Source organism: Acinetobacter sp. TW_SC_4 (genome assembly GCF_054861205.1).
Genome location: NZ_CM142174.1, coordinates 1833346 through 1850941 on the forward strand (window position 1 = coordinate 1833346; position 17596 = coordinate 1850941).

15 protein-coding genes are annotated in these 17596 nt (G+C 43.4%); 5 read left to right on the forward strand and 10 right to left on the reverse strand.

All coding sequences use genetic code 11. The annotated features are described in order from the left end of the window. The first annotated feature begins 352 nt into the window (after positions 1-352). The gene (locus tag ACWM1W_RS08790; RefSeq protein ID WP_175967750.1) at positions 353-2023 is read left to right on the forward strand and encodes an FMN-binding glutamate synthase family protein; all 1671 of its coding nucleotides are present in this window, start codon (positions 353-355) and stop codon (positions 2021-2023) included. 84 nt (positions 2024-2107) lie between these two features. Here ACWM1W_RS08790 and ACWM1W_RS08795 read toward each other — a convergent pair whose 3' ends face one another. Genes ACWM1W_RS08795 through ACWM1W_RS08810 form a run of 4 tightly spaced genes read right to left on the reverse strand, consistent with a single transcriptional unit; the run spans position 2108 to position 5846 of the window. Next, positions 2108-3151, reverse strand: coding sequence for an alpha/beta hydrolase (locus ACWM1W_RS08795; RefSeq protein WP_375725586.1), 1044 nt, complete (start codon positions 3149-3151; stop codon positions 2108-2110). After that, positions 3151-4290, reverse strand: coding sequence for a YdcF family protein (locus ACWM1W_RS08800; RefSeq protein WP_312088162.1), 1140 nt, complete (start codon positions 4288-4290; stop codon positions 3151-3153). Before ACWM1W_RS08800 ends, ACWM1W_RS08795 begins: the two co-directional genes overlap by 1 nt. Before the next feature lie 5 nt (positions 4291-4295). Beyond that, positions 4296-5333 carry a UDP-N-acetylmuramate dehydrogenase gene (gene murB / locus ACWM1W_RS08805; protein WP_034170542.1) on the reverse strand — a complete coding sequence of 346 codons (1038 nt, stop codon included), beginning with the start codon at positions 5331-5333 and terminating at the stop codon, positions 4296-4298. Between the two features lie 3 nt (positions 5334-5336). Beyond that, the gene (locus ACWM1W_RS08810) at positions 5337-5846 is read right to left on the reverse strand and encodes a low molecular weight protein-tyrosine-phosphatase (protein WP_034170543.1); all 510 of its coding nucleotides are present in this window, start codon (positions 5844-5846) and stop codon (positions 5337-5339) included. A 118-nt stretch (positions 5847-5964) separates the two neighbouring features. Between ACWM1W_RS08810 and ACWM1W_RS08815 the strand changes: the two genes are divergently transcribed. Together ACWM1W_RS08815 and ACWM1W_RS08820 are read left to right on the forward strand one after the other, a co-directional pair. Further along, complete coding sequence (locus ACWM1W_RS08815; RefSeq protein WP_375725585.1) at positions 5965-7122, forward strand: iron-containing alcohol dehydrogenase; 1158 nt, start codon at positions 5965-5967, stop codon at positions 7120-7122. Positions 7123-7176: 54 nt separating this feature from the next. Next, the gene (locus ACWM1W_RS08820; RefSeq protein ID WP_214002143.1) at positions 7177-7611 is read left to right on the forward strand and encodes an acyl-CoA thioesterase; all 435 of its coding nucleotides are present in this window, start codon (positions 7177-7179) and stop codon (positions 7609-7611) included. Positions 7612-7618: 7 nt separating this feature from the next. Here the strand turns inward: ACWM1W_RS08820 and dnaX are convergent, their stop codons facing one another. The 5 genes from dnaX to ACWM1W_RS08845 form a co-directional block, all read right to left on the reverse strand. After that, on the reverse strand, positions 7619-9706 hold the full coding sequence (dnaX, locus tag ACWM1W_RS08825) for a DNA polymerase III subunit gamma/tau (RefSeq protein ID WP_375725584.1): 2088 nt from the start codon (positions 9704-9706) through the stop codon (positions 7619-7621). Positions 9707-9981: 275 nt separating this feature from the next. Continuing rightward, positions 9982-10425 (reverse strand): copper resistance protein NlpE N-terminal domain-containing protein, encoded by a 444-nt coding sequence (locus tag ACWM1W_RS08830; RefSeq protein WP_375725583.1) that lies wholly within the window; start codon positions 10423-10425, stop codon positions 9982-9984. Between the two features lie 83 nt (positions 10426-10508). Beyond that, positions 10509-11759 carry a serine hydrolase domain-containing protein gene (locus tag ACWM1W_RS08835; protein ID WP_448765155.1) on the reverse strand — a complete coding sequence of 417 codons (1251 nt, stop codon included), beginning with the start codon at positions 11757-11759 and terminating at the stop codon, positions 10509-10511. A gap of 71 nt (positions 11760-11830) precedes the next feature. Next, positions 11831-12685: a MaoC family dehydratase gene (locus ACWM1W_RS08840; RefSeq protein ID WP_214002139.1), complete on the reverse strand. Its 855-nt coding sequence runs from the start codon at positions 12683-12685 to the stop codon at positions 11831-11833. A 194-nt stretch (positions 12686-12879) separates the two neighbouring features. Further along, complete coding sequence (locus ACWM1W_RS08845; RefSeq protein ID WP_214002138.1) at positions 12880-14271, reverse strand: 3-oxoacyl-ACP reductase; 1392 nt, start codon at positions 14269-14271, stop codon at positions 12880-12882. A 240-nt stretch (positions 14272-14511) separates the two neighbouring features. Between ACWM1W_RS08845 and ACWM1W_RS08850 the strand changes: the two genes are divergently transcribed. Beyond that, a complete protein-coding gene (locus ACWM1W_RS08850) occupies positions 14512-16029 on the forward strand; it encodes an acetyl-CoA C-acetyltransferase (RefSeq protein WP_214002137.1) in 1518 nt (505 codons plus the stop codon). Between the two features lie 94 nt (positions 16030-16123). Here ACWM1W_RS08850 and aceI read toward each other — a convergent pair whose 3' ends face one another. Further along, positions 16124-16555, reverse strand: coding sequence for a chlorhexidine efflux PACE transporter AceI (gene aceI, locus ACWM1W_RS08855; protein WP_034170552.1), 432 nt, complete (start codon positions 16553-16555; stop codon positions 16124-16126). 94 nt (positions 16556-16649) lie between these two features. Here aceI and aceR point away from each other — a divergent pair, with 94 nt between their 5' ends. After that, complete coding sequence (gene aceR / locus ACWM1W_RS08860) at positions 16650-17540, forward strand: HTH-type transcriptional regulator AceR (protein ID WP_214002136.1); 891 nt, start codon at positions 16650-16652, stop codon at positions 17538-17540. Positions 17541-17596: the final 56 nt, after the last annotated feature.

Genomic DNA, 17596 nt, shown 5'->3' on the forward strand with positions numbered 1-17596 from the left:
AGACCGGATGTGTCACATTAGAAATGAAAGAGCCTGATAACATGAGCAAGCCAGCTCTGCATTATTAAAACGGATCGATTTTTTTGTCATAATTTACACTCCTGCTGTGGGGATAAAAATCACTATAGAGCGCTTAAGCCTGTTTTTGAAATAAAAAGAATGCATGCCTTTTGCATAATTTTTCCATAGAAGATTATTTGGAAAATTTATTATCTAGAAGATAAGTATGGCAGCTATTAAAAGACTTTCAGCAAGTTTATAAAATTAAAAAACAATTCTATGCTTGTATAAGCCAGGCAGCTCTGCACATTATTAAACGCTATCGTAGTGGAAATAGGAATTTAATTTCATAATGGCTAACCCTGCGCAATTAGTACGACACAAATTACTTAATACTTTCTTTTCACGGCACTCGGTCTGGTTTGCCTGCATCACCATCGCCGTTATTTTTACGATTTTTCATATCGGTTATGAACCGCGCTATATCTATTATTTTATGCCGGCAACTTTGGTGAATACCTTATGGATCGTCAGTATTCTGCTGAGCCTGCTAGGCCTATATGATGTCTTGCAGAACAGACATTCAATCTTAAAAAATTACCCGATTATGGGTCATTTCCGCTTTATCTTTGAAGAATTCCGTCCTGAAATTCGTCAGTATTTTATTGAAGCGGATCGGGATGCCCTGCCATTTTCACGTATGCAGCGCAGTCTGGTGTATCAACGGGCTAAAAATGAAAATTCAGATAAGCCCTTCGGCTCGATCATGAATGTCTATGAAGAAAATTATAAGTTTATTAGCCATTCCCTTACCCCTTGCAGACCTGCCGATCCAGAAACCTTTCGTATTCTAATCGGCAATGAGCAATGTACCCAGCCTTATTCTGCTTCCATTTTAAATATCTCGGCTATGAGTTTCGGAAGTTTAAGTGCCAATGCGGTTCGGGCTTTGAATCTTGGTGCGCAAAAAGGCAAATTCTTTCATGATACCGGGGAAGGTAGTATCAGCCCTTATCATCTGGAACATGGCGGTGACATTGTCTGGGAAATTGGTAGCGGATATTTTGGTTGTCGGACCTTAGAGGGTCAGTTTGATCCGGTGAAATTTGCAGAAAAAGCCAAGCTACCTCAAGTAAAGATGATTGAAATCAAGCTTTCACAAGGCGCAAAGCCTGGACATGGCGGGATTTTACCTAAAGCCAAGATTTCAGAAGAAATTGCTCAGATTCGCGGGATTAGCCGTGAACATGATTGTGTGTCTCCTTCTGGGCATCCGGCGTTTAAAACTCCCATTGAAATGATGAATTTCATTCAACAACTGCGCGAGCTTTCTGAAGGTAAGCCAGTCGGATTCAAGCTTTGCCTGGGTCAGCCCTGGCAATTTATGAGTATGGTGAAAGCCATGCTGTATACTAAAATTTATCCTGATTTTATTGTGGTAGATGGATCTGAGGGCGGTACCGGCGCTGCACCAATTGAATTGATTGACTATATGGGTACTCCTTTAAGAGAAGGTCTTTTGTTTGTGCACAATACCTTGGTCGGTGCAGGATTGAGAGACAAGATTAAAATTGGTGCAAGCGGGAAAATTATCAGTGCTTTTGATATTGCCAGTACCATGGCACTTGGCGCAGATTGGGTCAATTCAGCGCGCGGATTCATGTTTGCAGTCGGATGTATTCAGGCACAGAGTTGTCATACCAATCAATGCCCAGTAGGAGTGACTACTCAGGATAAAGAGCGTCAAAAAGCACTACATGTCCCGACTAAGGCAGAGCGAGTGTTTTATTTCCATAAAAATACAATGCATGCCCTGTCTGAGCTAATCGCTTCAGCAGGTTTAAAACATCCTTCTGCCATTAAGCCGCATCATTTGGCACAGCGAATCAGCAATCATGAAATCAAGAACTTTGCCCAGATTCATTTCTGGCTTAAAGAAGGCGAATTATTACATTGCGAAAATAAAGATGAGGAAAATTTCTATTTCCGTATGTGGAATATGGCCAAACTGGAAAGTTTTTGAGCTTATAAGAAATAAAACTTAGTTAAATTAGACAAGAAAAAGGCGTTTACTGAAACGCCTTTTTTTAATTGAGAGTGTGACAGTCTAATAATAGGTCTTACTGCCATGCGCATGTAAAAAGGCTGGAATTAAACCTGTGAGTGCTGCACGGATATCCGCGCGTTCATTAATCAATTGATGTGAACCTTCTTCCAGCATTAACAAAGTTTGCAGGCGGAACTTGCGACGGATAAATTCAATGTTATAACGCCAGTCCACTGTCTGATCCTGAGCACCTTGAGCTAACCAGACAGGGATTCGGCAGGCTGGACGTGCTTCCATTTCCAACATCCAGCGTGACATCGCCAGAATCCAATCCATGCTCATCATGCGGGGTTGTAAAGGATCTTTAAGTCGGATAAAACGCAGAAATTCAGGATTATGGTTATTACGGCGGAAATGACGTGGTACTTCACGCTTGATCCGGCTGATAATGCCGAGACCGAGCGGATTATGCCACCAGGCAGTTTTAGCTGGACGAATCAATGGTGACAATAACAGCACGCGATCTACAAACGGATTTTCGCGTCGTTCTGCAAATTCGAGCAAATGATGCATCCAGATCGCACCACCGGTACTTTGTCCAATGCCAACCCAAGGTTTAGGTAACTGCTCGGCATGCTTCACATAACGATATACCGCATGCAAAACCTGTTGGTAATGATCAAAATTCTGGATACTGGCAGATGAACCATCGCTGAGACCATGCCCCGGCAGATCATAGGTCAGGACGCTAAAACCCTGTTCCAGTAACTCACGTACGATCGGCTGATAAATTCCGCTATGTTCCAGATATCCATGTAATAGAAACGCCGTTCCCTGAATCTTGTCAAAACGGGTATTTTCTAGATTAGGTGTAAATACTTGCACATGCAGTTTAAACAGCGGCATCTGTACATAGCCTTGCCAATGCTTGCAATCCAGTAAATCAAAACCATACAGTCTGCGATAAGACAGCAGATCAATAGTGGGCTGGTCATCCCTGTTCAGGTTTAAGGGCTGTAAAAGCTGTGGCGTTGTTTCCCTGCTTGGCACAGGTAAATCCAGCTGTTTCAGGATGGTCGGGGTTAAAAACGGAATATCAGACATTAAGGCACCTCCCGACAGTCACTGGAGCCAAACCACATATCGCGGATAGTGGCCAGCATTTCATAATTGGCACGGCGACTATGATCATAATTTTGTCGACTTGGACGCCAACGGGTCAAGGACTTCGGCATCGGTGCTTCCACTGGAATAGTTTGAATGCCATTTAATGCAAACAGACGACGGGTACGTGGCATATGATAACGGTCGGTAATCAGAATCACAGTCGGTGCTCCACCTTTTTTTTGCAATAATAATGAGCTGAAACGGGTATTTTCACAGGTATTCATGCTACGGTCTTCAAGCAATTTGGCATCGACATTGTAATTTTGTAACCAGCGCTGCATATACGGCGCTTCCACACCACTCAATACGATCGGTAACTGATACTGTTTTTCAACTGCGAGTGTGGTTTCCAGACGCAAACGGGTATAGTCATTGACCACAATATCCTTACCATTTTCATGCAAGGTTAAACCACCACCTAAGACCACAATGGCATAAGGCTTAGATTGATTGACCGGTTTTTGTTGCTGCTGTTCTTGCAGTAAAGCCAGATCTTCCTTGATTTCCTCTTTCGCTGTGACCTGAACGGCACTCGCTTCTTCATCTTCTAAAGGATGAGTTGTCAAGAATTCAATATATTGCTCAACGCGTTCTTTGTTTTCATTACTGTCCCACTCCAGCAGTTCGCGGACCTTCTGAGTTGGGTCAACGGCTTCAACAGGTTCTTGCTGGGACAATAAAGGCACTTGTGCAGGCTGATTCTGTTCTGCTTTTTCTTCCTGCTGTTCACGCTGATGTTCTTCAATCATCTGTTGCAGTATCTTGTAGCGTGCCTGAATCAGCATCAGATTGGCAGAATGATTTTTCTGGATATCCTGTTCCATCACATGGAAATAAGCCTGACGGGCAATCCACTGATCAGAACCTGGTTCGAGCGTATCATCTTCACTCAGGGAAGCCATTTTCTGGCTTTGTGCTGCAACTTCGTTAATTTCAAAGGACACAAATCGATTGAGTCCCTTAACCACAAGCTGCGAATAAAATGGCGAATAGATTAACATCACCAGACAGCCGAAAAATACAAACAGTCCTGCGACGATTTGTACTAAACGGACCATCCAATGGGTGTTTTTCATATACGTTATTTATCCTGATGAGATCGAATTAAGCCTTTACAATCAAATAATACCGGTTCAGGTTCGAGCATAATCTTAAATTTATCCCAGACTGTCTGCTGTACTGCGCCATAGGTTTGACGGACATCAGTCAGAGAAGCATGACCATAGTTCACCAGAACCAGCGCCTGTTTATGGAACATGCCAACTGGCCCAAGCTGTTTCCCCTTCCAGCCTGCCTGATCAATCAGCCAGCCTGCCGCCATTTTAACCTGATCATTGGCCTGCGGATAATGGGGCAAATTAGGAAAATGCACAGCAATTTGGTCAAAAACCTGTTGATTTACGATAGGATTTTTAAAGAAACTTCCCACGTTTGGAAATTCTTTAGGATCAGGCAGTTTACTCTGACGAATCCGGATCACCTGCTGCTGCAAGTTTTCTGCTGTGAGATTATCACCGACCGCTGCTTTAAGATCACCATAATTCAGTTTCAGATTTGCCTGTTTTAGTAATTTAAAAATAACGTGTGTAATCACATAACGTGTTGGATCATCTTTAAAAATACTATGACGATAGGAAAAATGACAGTCTGCGGCAGGAATGGAATCAAATTTTTTCAGCTTACGGTCATAGACCTCTACCGCATGAATAAATTCGCCGACCTCGACACCGTATGCCCCAATATTCTGCACTGGAGATGCGCCGACTAGTCCGGGAATCAGGGCCAGATTCTGCAAACCATAGAATTTCTGTTCTGTCGTCCAGAGTACGAAGTCATGCCAAACTTGGCCCCCGCCTACCCGCAGACATTGATGCTGCTCATTTCCTTCCAGCATTTCAATGCCCTGAATATCCATATGCAGGACGAGTGCATCAATCTGTTCCGGCAATAACATATTGCTACCGCCAGAAAGAATTAACACATTCAGTTGTTGCTGCTCAGCAAACTCCAGTGCAGCAATCAGATCATCAGTTGATTGGATCTGGCTGTAATAAGCGGCAATCGCTTCAAGATTTAGCGTGTTAAAAGGTTTAAGTTGAACCTGAGTCTGAATCTGCATGACTTAAACCTTTTCTGTTTGATGTTGTTTAAAAATTTCTACCCAAGCCCGACTGCTGGACTCACATTGGTTCAGGACACGCTCAAAACCATCTGCCCCGCCATAATATGGGTCTGGCAAAGCCTGTTTTGGATAGTGCTGATCATGTTCACTCATTAAAGCAACCTGAGCACGCAGGTGTCCGAATTCTGCCTCTGCCTGATGCTGAAGCGCGTGAATATCCGCCAGATTTTCCAGATCCATCGCCAGAATCAGATCATAGTCAATAAAATCATGGGTTTTAAGTTGACGCGCACGCAGACCGGAAAGATCATAACCTCGCTTTAAGGCATGCTGCTGGCTACGCAAATCAGGTGCTTTCCCCGGATGGTAATTACTGGTTCCTGCTGAGTCGATCACAATATCGAGTTTCTGTTCATCACAATAATGTCTGAGTACCACTTCTGCCGTGGGAGAACGACAAATATTTCCCAAACAAACACATAACACCTTATATGGCGTTCTGGATGACATAAACAACCTCAGAGTTAATCATTTTCAAGATACTTATGTTAAGTTATTTACCTGATGAATCCTATATCACCGCCCCATAATAATTTTGTATTTGCGATAAAAATTAAAGGATAAAGACATGAATCGATTTCAGTTTCAAACCGTTCCCAACATCATCGCCGGCCTTGGCACGATTCAGGAATTATCCTCTATTCTCAAACAGGGCCGTTATCAGCGTGTTTTACTGGTCACTGATTCAGGTATGCTACAGCATCAATTACACATGCCTATTCTGGAAATTATTGAAGATGCGGGACTAGATTATGCAATTTATTCCGATGTACAGGCCGATCCACCTGAGCATGTAGTGCTTGAAGCCGCAGATTTTGCCAAACAGGAAAATGTGGATATCGTAATTGGCTTTGGTGGTGGCAGCTCTATGGATGTCGCCAAGCTGATTGCAATCTTGAGTCATCCGGCACAGCACCAATCTTTATCCGATTTGTATGGCGTAAATCAGGCTACTGGCCCCCGTTTGCCCTTGATTTTGGTTCCTACCACTGCAGGTACAGGATCTGAAGTCACCCCAATTTCAATTGTCACTACCGGTGAAACCACAAAAACCGGCATTGTGGCACCGATCCTGTTTGCGGATACTGCCATTCTGGATGCAACATTTACCCAGAATCTGCCGCCCTTAATTACTGCTGCGACTGGCATTGACGCCATGGTCCATGCCATTGAAGCTTATACTTCTAAAATCAAAAAAAATCCTTACTCCGATATGCTGGCCAAGCATGCTTTGAAACTGTTAAATGCCAATCTACAACGTGTGCTGGACGATGGTCAGGATCTGGAAGCACGTCAAAACATGCTGGTTGGCTCGATGTTGGCAGGTCAAGCCTTTGCCAATGCACCAGTGGGTGCTGTGCATGCGTTGGCATATCCGTTAGGTGGACACTTCCATATTTCGCATGGACATAGTAATGCACTAGTACTAACTGAGGTGATGAAATTTAATACACCAGATGCCAAGGAGCTCTATGCCGAACTGATGTGCTGGTTAGATCCACAAAGCAAAGGCTGTCACGATGGCCTGACTGACCTGTTTATTGATCATTTTAATAACCATCTGGTGAAAAGTGGCTTAACCCTGAAACTCAAACAGTTAGGAATTCCTGAACACATGCTGATGATTATGGCGGAAGATGCCATGAAACAGAGCCGCCTGTTACAGAACAATCCACGTGAACTTACTCTGGAAGATGCTTACAACATTTATCAGGCGATTTATTAAGTTTCAGATTATTTTCGACTCAGCAGATCTAGCTACTACAAGTTATTTAAAAATATGAAAGCAGCTCTTAAACAACGCGAACATTATTCATTTTTTCTGCCGATACAGACTCGTTGGGCGGACAATGATCTGTATGGCCATGTCAATAATGTCACTTATTACAGCTATTTTGATACGGCCGCGAATGCCCTCTTGATTCAGGAAGCCGCATTTGATCCCAAATATTCTCCAATAATTGGACTGGTGGTCAGCTCGCAATGCCAGTTCAATCAGGAGCTGTCTTATCCGGAAATTATAGAGGTAGGTGTCGCCATAGAAAAAATGAGTAATAGTTCTCTCAGCTATGATCTGGCAATTTTCAAAATGAACTCTGATACGGCAGCAGCTCAAGGCAGTTTCGTGCATGTGTTTGTCGATCGCTACACACGGAAAAGCACTCCGATTCCAGCTGAAATGCGGGATGCTTTAGCGCGTTTTGTCTCAGTATAAGATTATTTTATTTCAGCTGAATATTGTGCAATTCACCATCAAACTGTTCTAGCAAGTCTCGTACAGCCGGTTCAGCCTGCAACAGCTCTTCTGCACGTTTAAAAGCACGTACTTTACGTTCTTGCTGCATGGTATATGGCGTTAACTGCTCTACATCTTCAAACTTCACCTGGAAAATGGTCTGCGGCCATTGTTCCCGTAAAGCTGCTTCCAGATGATGTTGTAGCTGTGACAAAAGCGGCTGATAACGCTCTGGAATATGAAAGACCGATGCTGCATTAATCTGGCCGGTCATGATGCCATACTGAGCCAGTTCCTGAACTGCTGGAGATAACTGGCTGTTACGAAACCAGAATTCCCATTTTTCTACCGCCCATTCACCTTGCATATTCTGTACCGGAATTTGCAGAATATCCTGAGGCATCAGATTACGGTCTGTAGAAATATTTGTATTTGCGATTTGAGTTGATGCAGCCTCTGTCTGAGTAGAAATTTCTGGCTGGCTTTCACCTGCTTTATGAATCACTTGTTCTGATCCAGGAGTCGAGGCATCTAGATTAAACTCTGGTTCTTGTTCTACTGGCGCAGCAGTATCATTTTCAGGAATGAATTCTTCTAAGAGGAAATCATCACTGCTGGCTTCAGGGCTGGATGGAACAGGTTCTGCAGGAACATCGTCAAAACCAAACAGACCATCTTCCAGGTTTGGATCAAATACAATTTGTTCAGACTCAGATTGTTCTACTCTAGTTGATTCAGCTTGTATAACTTGAGGCTCAGAATTGGTTTCTGGCTCGTTTTCATCCAGAAAGTCATCCGAAGATGGTTCAGACTGTGCAGTGACTGGATTATCATCCTGATCGTCTTCATAGCCAGCATCTAATGAAAAATCTTCTACAGCTTGAGTAACCGGAGCACGCTCCTGCTGCATTATCTGATTTTGTTGTGGAGCTGAAGCAGCAGGTACAGCTTGTTGTATCTGAGCTGTATTGGCTGGAATTTCATTGGGCTGTAGCGGACGGAAGGCTAGCAAACGCAGCACCGTCATCTCAAAGCCTTGCTCTTGCGTAACTGCAAGCTGTAGGTCAGCACGACCTTTACAGGCGATCTGATAATACAGTTGCAAATCTTGTGCTGAAATTAAAGCCGATAACTGCATGATCTTTTGATTGATCTCGGCACTGTATTTCAGGCTTAAATCTGGCAGGTATTGTAATAAAGCCAGTTCATGCAAGGTAGAAATCAACTGATCTAATACCAGTGATACATCTAGCGCCTGCTGACGGAATTGCAATAATAATTCGCTAACACGTGCTTTCTGGTTCTGATGAATCGCCAGAATCAGATCATAAATAATTGTTCGGTCGATCAAGCCCAGCATGTCTTTGACATCCTGATGCTGGATCGCCCCCTGACCATAGGCAATCGCCTGATCGGTTAAGGATAAGGCATCACGAAGCGAGCCCTGAGCAGATTCAGCAATCTGCCAGATCGCATCCTGATCAGCCTGAATGCTTTCTTTCGTCAGGATATTGCCCAGATGTTCGGTAATTTCATCAACAGCCAATGGACGCAAAGTAAATTGCAGGCAGCGAGAAATAACTGTAATCGGCAACTTTTGTGGATCTGTGGTTGCGAACAGGAATTTGACATGCTCCGGTGGTTCTTCCAGTGTCTTTAATAGAGCATTGAAGGAATGCGTGGACAGCATATGTACTTCATCGATCAGATAAACCTTGAAACGACCCTGAGTTGGCGCATAAGGGACATTGTCCAACAGCTCACGGGTATCTTCGACTTTGGTACGTGATGCCGCATCGATCTCAATCAGGTCAATAAAACGGCCTTCATTGACGGCGGTACAGGTCGGACACACCTCACAAGGAGTTGATGTAATACCGGTTTCACAGTTCAAGCACTTCGCCAAAATACGTGCAATCGTGGTTTTACCAACACCACGCGTTCCCGTAAACAAATAGGCATGGTGCAAACGGCCACGCTCCAGTGCGCTTGTTAAGGCACGTGAAACATGGTTTTGACCGACCAATTCGTTGAAATTGCGGGGACGGTATTTTCGCGCAAGTACTTGATACATGTATGCTCCTTTTTACAGGTCTAAGCATACTGTTTTTTTATAAAATAGTGAATGAATTAATCAGTTATAATCTGGAGAGATAGGCCTATCAATCTGATTTAAATCAACTATCTCGAAGCTGTTTGCTCCATTTTTATGCCTGAGTGAAATATCAGAATAGGTTTTGTATATTTGAAAGATAAAATATCTATTGATCTTCCATCTATTTGAGTAGATGAATACAATCTTAAAAATAAAAATTTCTGATCGAAGGTAAAAAATTGAGTTGAATCTGCTTAAGCGAATCGCCCTAAAATAAAATCACTCTGCATATGGTAACGTTTACCGCTTTTGTCTTCACGGATTTCCAGCACATGCTCTTCCAGATCAACATACAGTAAATTACGAGTTGCTACATTCACCAGCTCAATTTTCTGATAAGAATCATCCTGAAAACGAATCGGACCACTAAAGGTTTCCACCCCATTATGACCACTCAGGCTTTCACGCTGCAAAGTATAAGTCTGATCTTCATACAGAGTTAGCATGACAGCCATACCTGGGCAATCATCACAACGCGACAAGCAGCCCATACAAGGAGTTGTACCCTGATACTCTCCCGCCCATGCTGGAATCTGCGCCTTGGCTTCAACAATAGTATTTTTAGCTGACTGGGTTTGATCCTGACAACCGAATAAAGCACCGGTTGCCACTAAGGGAATCAGTATTACTTTTTTCATGATTTCATTTCGCAGCGCTGGAATTTGCCACAAAATAGCATATTTTAAATGACTGATTAAACTCCCAAATCAAGGATATTCAGTTAGCGCCAGCCTTTTCTTCCTGTCAATACCGCATCAGCACAGCGCAAAGTTTCCTGCGTCAGCCCCCAAAGACGGTAATCTCCAGTTAATGAACCTGTGGGGAAGTTATGGGTATAGGCAAAACTTAAACTGCGTTCCGGATCGCACCAGGCACCAGAACCGTTAAAGCCCATATGACCGAAACCTGTAGAGGCTTTACCCAAGGTCAAAATACGGTGATAACCCAGACGCCAGTGCATGGGTACAGGCATCACCCGATCACGATGGGTATATTGCACCTGGTTTAGTCGCTGCAATACTGGAGGTGAAATCAACTGCTGGCCTTGCCAGGCACCGTGATTGGCCAACATCACATAGATTTTTGCCAGACTGTCTGCAGTAAAGACGCCATTAGCCGAAGGAATAATTGCCTGTAAACCTTCATCACTAAAGAAGTTAAAATTCTTCATGCCTTTAGGAATCATGCCATCCTGAAAATCTTGGGGACTCTGACCACTCCAGACCAGGGCGCGCTCCATTAAACCAGGTTTGCGTGCAGCTACTTTTTTGGCTTTAGAAGATTGAGATGTAGATTTTGCTTTAAAGATCGGTCGCGCAACTCGAGGCAGTTCATCCAGCGGCACACTAAAATAGGCACCATTTAATTGCAGAGGCTGAACCAGATATTCCTGCATTAATTGGTTTAATGATTTACCGGTTGCCTTTTCCAGTACTCCACCCACTTGCCATCCAAAAGTCAAAGGTTGATAAGCGGCATCTGTCGTGGTCTGAAAACGTGGTTCAGCTGCCGCGATCCGCTCCAGCATGTGTGACCAGTCAGCCATTTCAGTGGCATCATCAATGATATTACGGATATCAAACAAGCCACTTTGATGGCTCAGCATATGTGCCAAAGTAATCGACCGTTTACCTTTCTGGGCAAATTCAGGCCAGTATTCTGCAACTGATCTGTCATAGTCCAGATAACCTTTACTGACCAGAATATGCGCTAGGGTTGCTAGTACACCTTTACCAGTGGAATAGCATAGTGACATGGTATCGGGCTGCCAGTTTTCTGTGGCAGACTTCTTTCCGGTATAGATATCGACAACTTTTTGTCCCTGAAAATATACAACAAGTGCTGCACCACCCTGATCAGTACGTGCATCCTGTAAGCGACTAAACTGACGAGCAAGGTCGCGAAAACGTGTATCAACATCGCCCTGATAATTATGTTGATCAGCAAACAGATAATTTTTGATTGGCTGCATCATTCTATCCATAGAATTTTGATCCTTTAAAATGAAAAAGCCTAAATCGAGTTTAGGCTTTTAATTCAGATTTAAATCGCTTTTACATGGCCGGTCACATGCGGCTTCTGGTTTTTGCTGTTCCGGATCAGGAAGTCAGTATCATTTGCTGCTTGAGCAGTCAGAAACTCAACTTTAGAGGGCAAGTACATCGGCAGCTTGAACCAGACATCGGCTTCATAGGCATCCGGCAATGACAGATTAGCCAGCGCTTTGGCTTTGCTCCACATACCATGTGCAATCGCCTGTTTAAAACCAAAAGCCTTCGCTGTAACAGCATGAATATGAATCAGGTTAAAATCCCCTGAGGTCATGGCATAACGGCGGCCGGTATTTTCTGAAATTTTCCATTCAGTATTCAGCTTATAGTCCGGCGCTCTACTTTCTGCCGGTTTGACAGCAGCTTTAGCATCCGTTTTTTGACGTGAAAGATAAGTCGTTAATGCCTCAACGACGACTTCATTGCCTACTTTGACTGTGGTAATAAAATCAAACTGAACCCCTTTGTCATGTGGCTGTAATTCACCAAACTTGCATGACAAGGTTAAAGTCTCATTTACACCGACTTTACGGTATTGCTTGACCTGATTACGGATATGTACCAGTCCTAAAATCGGGAACGGAAATGCCTCCGAGGTCATCATGTGCATTTGCAGGCTTTGAGACAGCACGGTCAAATAAATAGCTGGAATATAGCCATTATTTTTAAAGCCACATACTTCATTATAGGCTTTTAAATGTTTCTGATCGACCTTGAATGAATCCACCACATATTCAACTTGCGGTAGAACTTTTTCAGCTTTCGGCTTTTTAAAAATCAAGCCTTGAATCACTTTTGGATAGGCTAAATAAGGTTTTGGAAGTTGACTAAAATGGCGCGTATTCATACTGAACCTTTGGAAATATTATCTTTATAAAGTGACCTCTCCTGAGCATACTTCAATCATTGTATGAAAGTGAAGCACTAGAGAGGTTTTGAGAATTCTTGGAATTTTCTCTTTAGAATTTTAATCCCCCTGAACCCCCTTTATCAAAGGGGGACTTCTCCTCTCTTTTATAAAGAGAGATCAGGAGGGATCTATTAAGCCCCTAACAGGCTTTGACCACAGACACGAACCACGTTGCCATTTAAACCTGTTGAAGCCGTAGAAGCAAACATGGCAATTGTTTCTGCAACATCTACAGGTAGACCACCTTGGCTCATTGAGTTCATACGGCGGCCAGCTTCACGGATTGCAAATGGAATCGCAGCCGTCATTTGTGTTTCGATAAAGCCCGGTGCAACAGCATTAATCGTTATACCATTTTTTAAGATTGGTGCTGTAAATTTCACCACACCAATCACCCCTGCTTTAGACGCTGCATAGTTGGTTTGACCCAGGTTACCTGCAATGCCTGAAATTGAGGATACACAGATAATGCGGCCATTGGCATTTAGACCATTGTTGGAGATTAAATAGTCATTTACACGTTCAATGGCAGACAGGTTGATGTTAATCACCAGATCCCATAGCTCAGGTTTCATATTAGCCAAAGTCTTGTCGCGGGTAATACCGGCATTGTGCACAATAATATCCAGACCGCCCTGCTCAGCTGCTGCCGCTTTGATTTTTTCACCTGCATCTGTAGCGGTAATATCAATGGCTAAAGTTGAACCGCCAATTTCACCGGCTACACGGTCGAGGTCCGCTTGCTGCTGTGGAACATCCAGACAGATGACATGTGCGCCATCACGTGCCAATACATGCGCAATCGCTTCACCAATACCACGGCTAGCACCGGTCACTACAGCAGTTTTTCCTGCTAATGGTTTAGTCCAGTCCACATCCACTTTTTCAGCAGGTGAAACACGAATCACCTGACCAGAAACATAGGCAGAACGTGGAGAAACTGCAAAACGTAAAGCAGACTCAAGGTTTGCTTCTGCACCAGCATCTACATAGATCAGGTTCGCTGCAATTCCCTTTTTAAACTCTTTACCCACAGATTTTACAAAACCTTCCAGTGCGCGTTGAGCAATTGACTGACTGACTGATTTAGCAGTTTCGGGCGTAGTCCCCACAATCACGATACGGCCAGAACTTTGAATTTGACGTGCAATCGGGTTAAAGAAATCATAAAGTGATTTTAATTGTTCTGAATTTTCGATTCCTGAAGCATCAAAAATGACAACTTTGAATTTTGATTCTTTATCGCCCGGATTAAACGCACCCAGATTCAGTCCAGCTGATGCAGCAGCCTGTTGCAGTTCAGCATTGTTACCTGCATAGCTATTCGCATGAATATTTGCCAGAACCTGAGCAATAGCACCGGTCAATGTACTTGCTGGTGCTGCTCCAAACAATACCGCGCCTTTAACTACAGGTGTAGCAGACTCAAAACGGTCTAAAGAAGTTGGGGATGGCAGACCCAAATTTTTAATGACAAATTTACCAATAGGAGATTTTGCAAAAGTTTGGTACTGATCAGTCATGTTTATTATCTCTCATACAAATTAATTTTTGGTTGATCTAAAGTTATCCTTAAACTTCAGTATGATGCCAGACACTTATATTTCAATAGATCTACCAGATTCCGCCCAATCATACTTGAGATAACAGGCAGATGACTTGACCTAAGCGCAGTCTGTAATGTCATTGTAGTCAATACAGCCTATCTTCTTCTATGCTAATGTAACCACCAAGAAGACGATCTATTTGCCTGGTAAAGCCTTATGAGCAAAACAACTCAAGATAATCCAGCAGTCGAGAACTCTGCGACAGAAACTGTGTCAAAACCATCAACGCGTAGCAAGCGTAGCACTAAAAATCCTGATACAGCCAATGCCGCAGAAAAAAGTCCGGCTAAAACCACACGTACACGCAGTACATCTGCACGTACCAAAAAAACGACTTCAAGCCAACAAGATTCAACATCTATAACACAGACTTCTGTTCAACAGGAACCAAACATGAGCCAAAATACAGTTCGCCGCGTTGCTATTATCGGTGGTAACCGCATTCCATTTGCACGTTCTAACGGTGCTTACTTTACGGCATCCAATACTGATATGTTCACAGCAGCCCTGAATGGTATGGTTGAACGTTTTAACCTTCAAGGTCAACGCTTAGGTGAAGTGGTTGCAGGTGCTGTACTGAAACATAGCCGCGACTTCAACATGACTCGCGAATGTGTACTGAATACTGCTCTTGCACCGGAAACCCCTGCTTATGACATCCAGCAAGCATGTGGTACTGGCCTTCAAGCGGCATTCCTAGTCGCAAACAAGATTGCTCTAGGTCAAATCGAAGTGGGGATCGCAGGCGGTGTAGATACAACTTCTGATGCACCAATCGCTTTTGGTGATGGCTTACGTAAAGCATTACTTGAGCTGAATATTGCGAAAACGGCGAAAGACCGTTTAAAAGCACTGACTAAAATCAATGTGAAAGACCTGATGGATGCACCCAAAAATGGTGAGCCACGTACTGGCCTGTCTATGGGTGACCATCAAGCAATTACTACACTGGAATGGGGTATTTCTCGTGAAGCGCAAGATGAGTTAGCCGCTTCTTCACACCAGAAAATGGCAGCAGCCTATGAAGAAGGTTTCTTTGATGACCTGGTGACTCCATTCCTAGGTCTTGAACGTGACAACAACTTGCGTCCTGATTCTTCAGTTGAAAAACTGGCGAAACTAAAACCTGCTTTTGGTAAAGGTGATGCACGTACCATGACTGCGGGTAACTCTACTCCACTGACCGATGGTGCTTCTTGTGTGCTACTGGCTTCTGAAGAATGGGCTAAAGCAAATGGCCATGAAGTACTGGCTTACCTGACTTTCCAGGAAACTGCTGCCGTTGATTTCGTAGAGAAGAAAGAAGGCCTGTTGATGGCACCTGCTTATGCAGTCCCTCGTATGCTGGAACGTGCTGGTCTGAAACTGCAAGATTTTGACTACTATGAAATTCACGAAGCATTTGCATCGCAAGTACTTTCAACATTGAAAGCTTGGGAAGATCCAAAATTCTGTAAAGAGCGTTTAGGTCTGGATGCTCCACTAGGTTCAATTGACCGTGCCAAACTGAACGTAAAAGGTTCTTCTCTTGCTGCAGGTCACCCGTTTGCAGCGACTGGCGGTCGTATTATCGCGACTGCGGCAAAACTGATTAACCAGAAAGGTTCAGGTCGTGTGCTTGTTTCGATCTGTGCAGCTGGCGGTCAAGGCGTAACAGCAATTATTGAAAAATAATCCAAGCCTCATATAAAAAACCGCTCATAAAGAGCGGTTTTTTATTGCGGTAATTTTCATAAATCACTGAAGATTACTCTAGTAAAGACTCAAGTTAAGCTTTTCGGTAGTCTGGTTCCAGACCCATTTTGGCTTCAAGGTGGTCATAGCACCACTGGAAAATAAAGGTATACACCAGAATACATAACGTCATCGCCAAATCCAGAAGAAAAGCCTGCGCCAGACTGATCTGTAATGCATAAGCCACCATCGGAATCGTCGCCAGCATCAAACCACCCTCAAATCCAATCGCATGAGCAATTCGCACTTTGATGGTTCTTTTCAGACGATGTTTGGCTTCAAACTTTTCAAAATAATGATTAAACAGCATATTCCAGAACATTGAAGTCACAGCCATCGCAATTCCGAGAGCGCCTGTGACCTCAAGCGGCATATGCATGAGCGTACTCAGTAATATGGCAATCACCACCAATAAAATGCCTTCATATAAGGTGGCATGAATCAGTCTTCTTTTCGAAATTAACATTTCAGTTCATCAAGTCAGGAGATAAAAGAATTTTATTTCTTTAAATTTGATTATTCGAGTTAGAATCTATCAATAAAAATGAAAGATAGAATTCATGAATATTAATCAAGAACAGCTGCTGATGTTTAAACTGGTCATGGAAACCGGCTCCTTCTCTGCTGCTGCACGTAAACTTGGTAAAGTTCCTTCTGCAGTGAGCATGTCCATTGCCAATCTGGAAATTGATCTTAATCTGGTGCTATTTGAACGCATTGGCCGTGAACCGAAACCCACCGCGCAGGCGAAAGTGCTATATGAAAAAACTGAACAGCTTTTGGTTGAAATCAATCAATGGAAGCAACATGCGCTTGCGCTCAGTTCAGGCCTGGAATCTGAATTAAATATTGTGGTGGTGTCTGAATTACTCCATACCCGCTGGACCGATTATATCGTTTTGCTGGAACGGGAATTTCCAGCGCTGCAAGTTAATGTATTTAGCGCACCCCAAGAGGATGCTCATCGCATGCTGTTTGAAGGTTCAGCGCAGTTAGCGCTGATGTTTGAACGAGAACAGTTGGAAACCCGTGAACAGTTTATAGAATTAAAGCGTGAGGTACTGGTCGCCGTTGCGGGCAAACAGCATCCATTAAGTCAATTTCATCAGGTCAGTTATGAGCAGATTTTACAAAATCGACAGATTGTTGTTGCCAGTCGTGATCGTAGCATTAAGCCAGAACTGCTCTTTTCCCGAAATTACTGGCGCACTGACAATCATCAATCTGCCTGTAACATGATCCTGCAAGGTTTAGGCTGGGGGGTACTTCCTCTGGAAATGATCAATGAACAGCCACACTTGCAGGAGCAACTACAGATCTTGCAGCTGCTCGATTTCACCCCAAAATTTGAATATTTTGTTGATTTGGTCTGGAGTCGGGAAACTCGACTGGGTACAGCTGCTCATTTTTTGATTAATCACTTGCGTCAGCAGCGAAAAACCGACCATTAATCACAGAAATTCAACGACAGTCTACTTGGTAAGAGGATGATTTATGATATATAAGA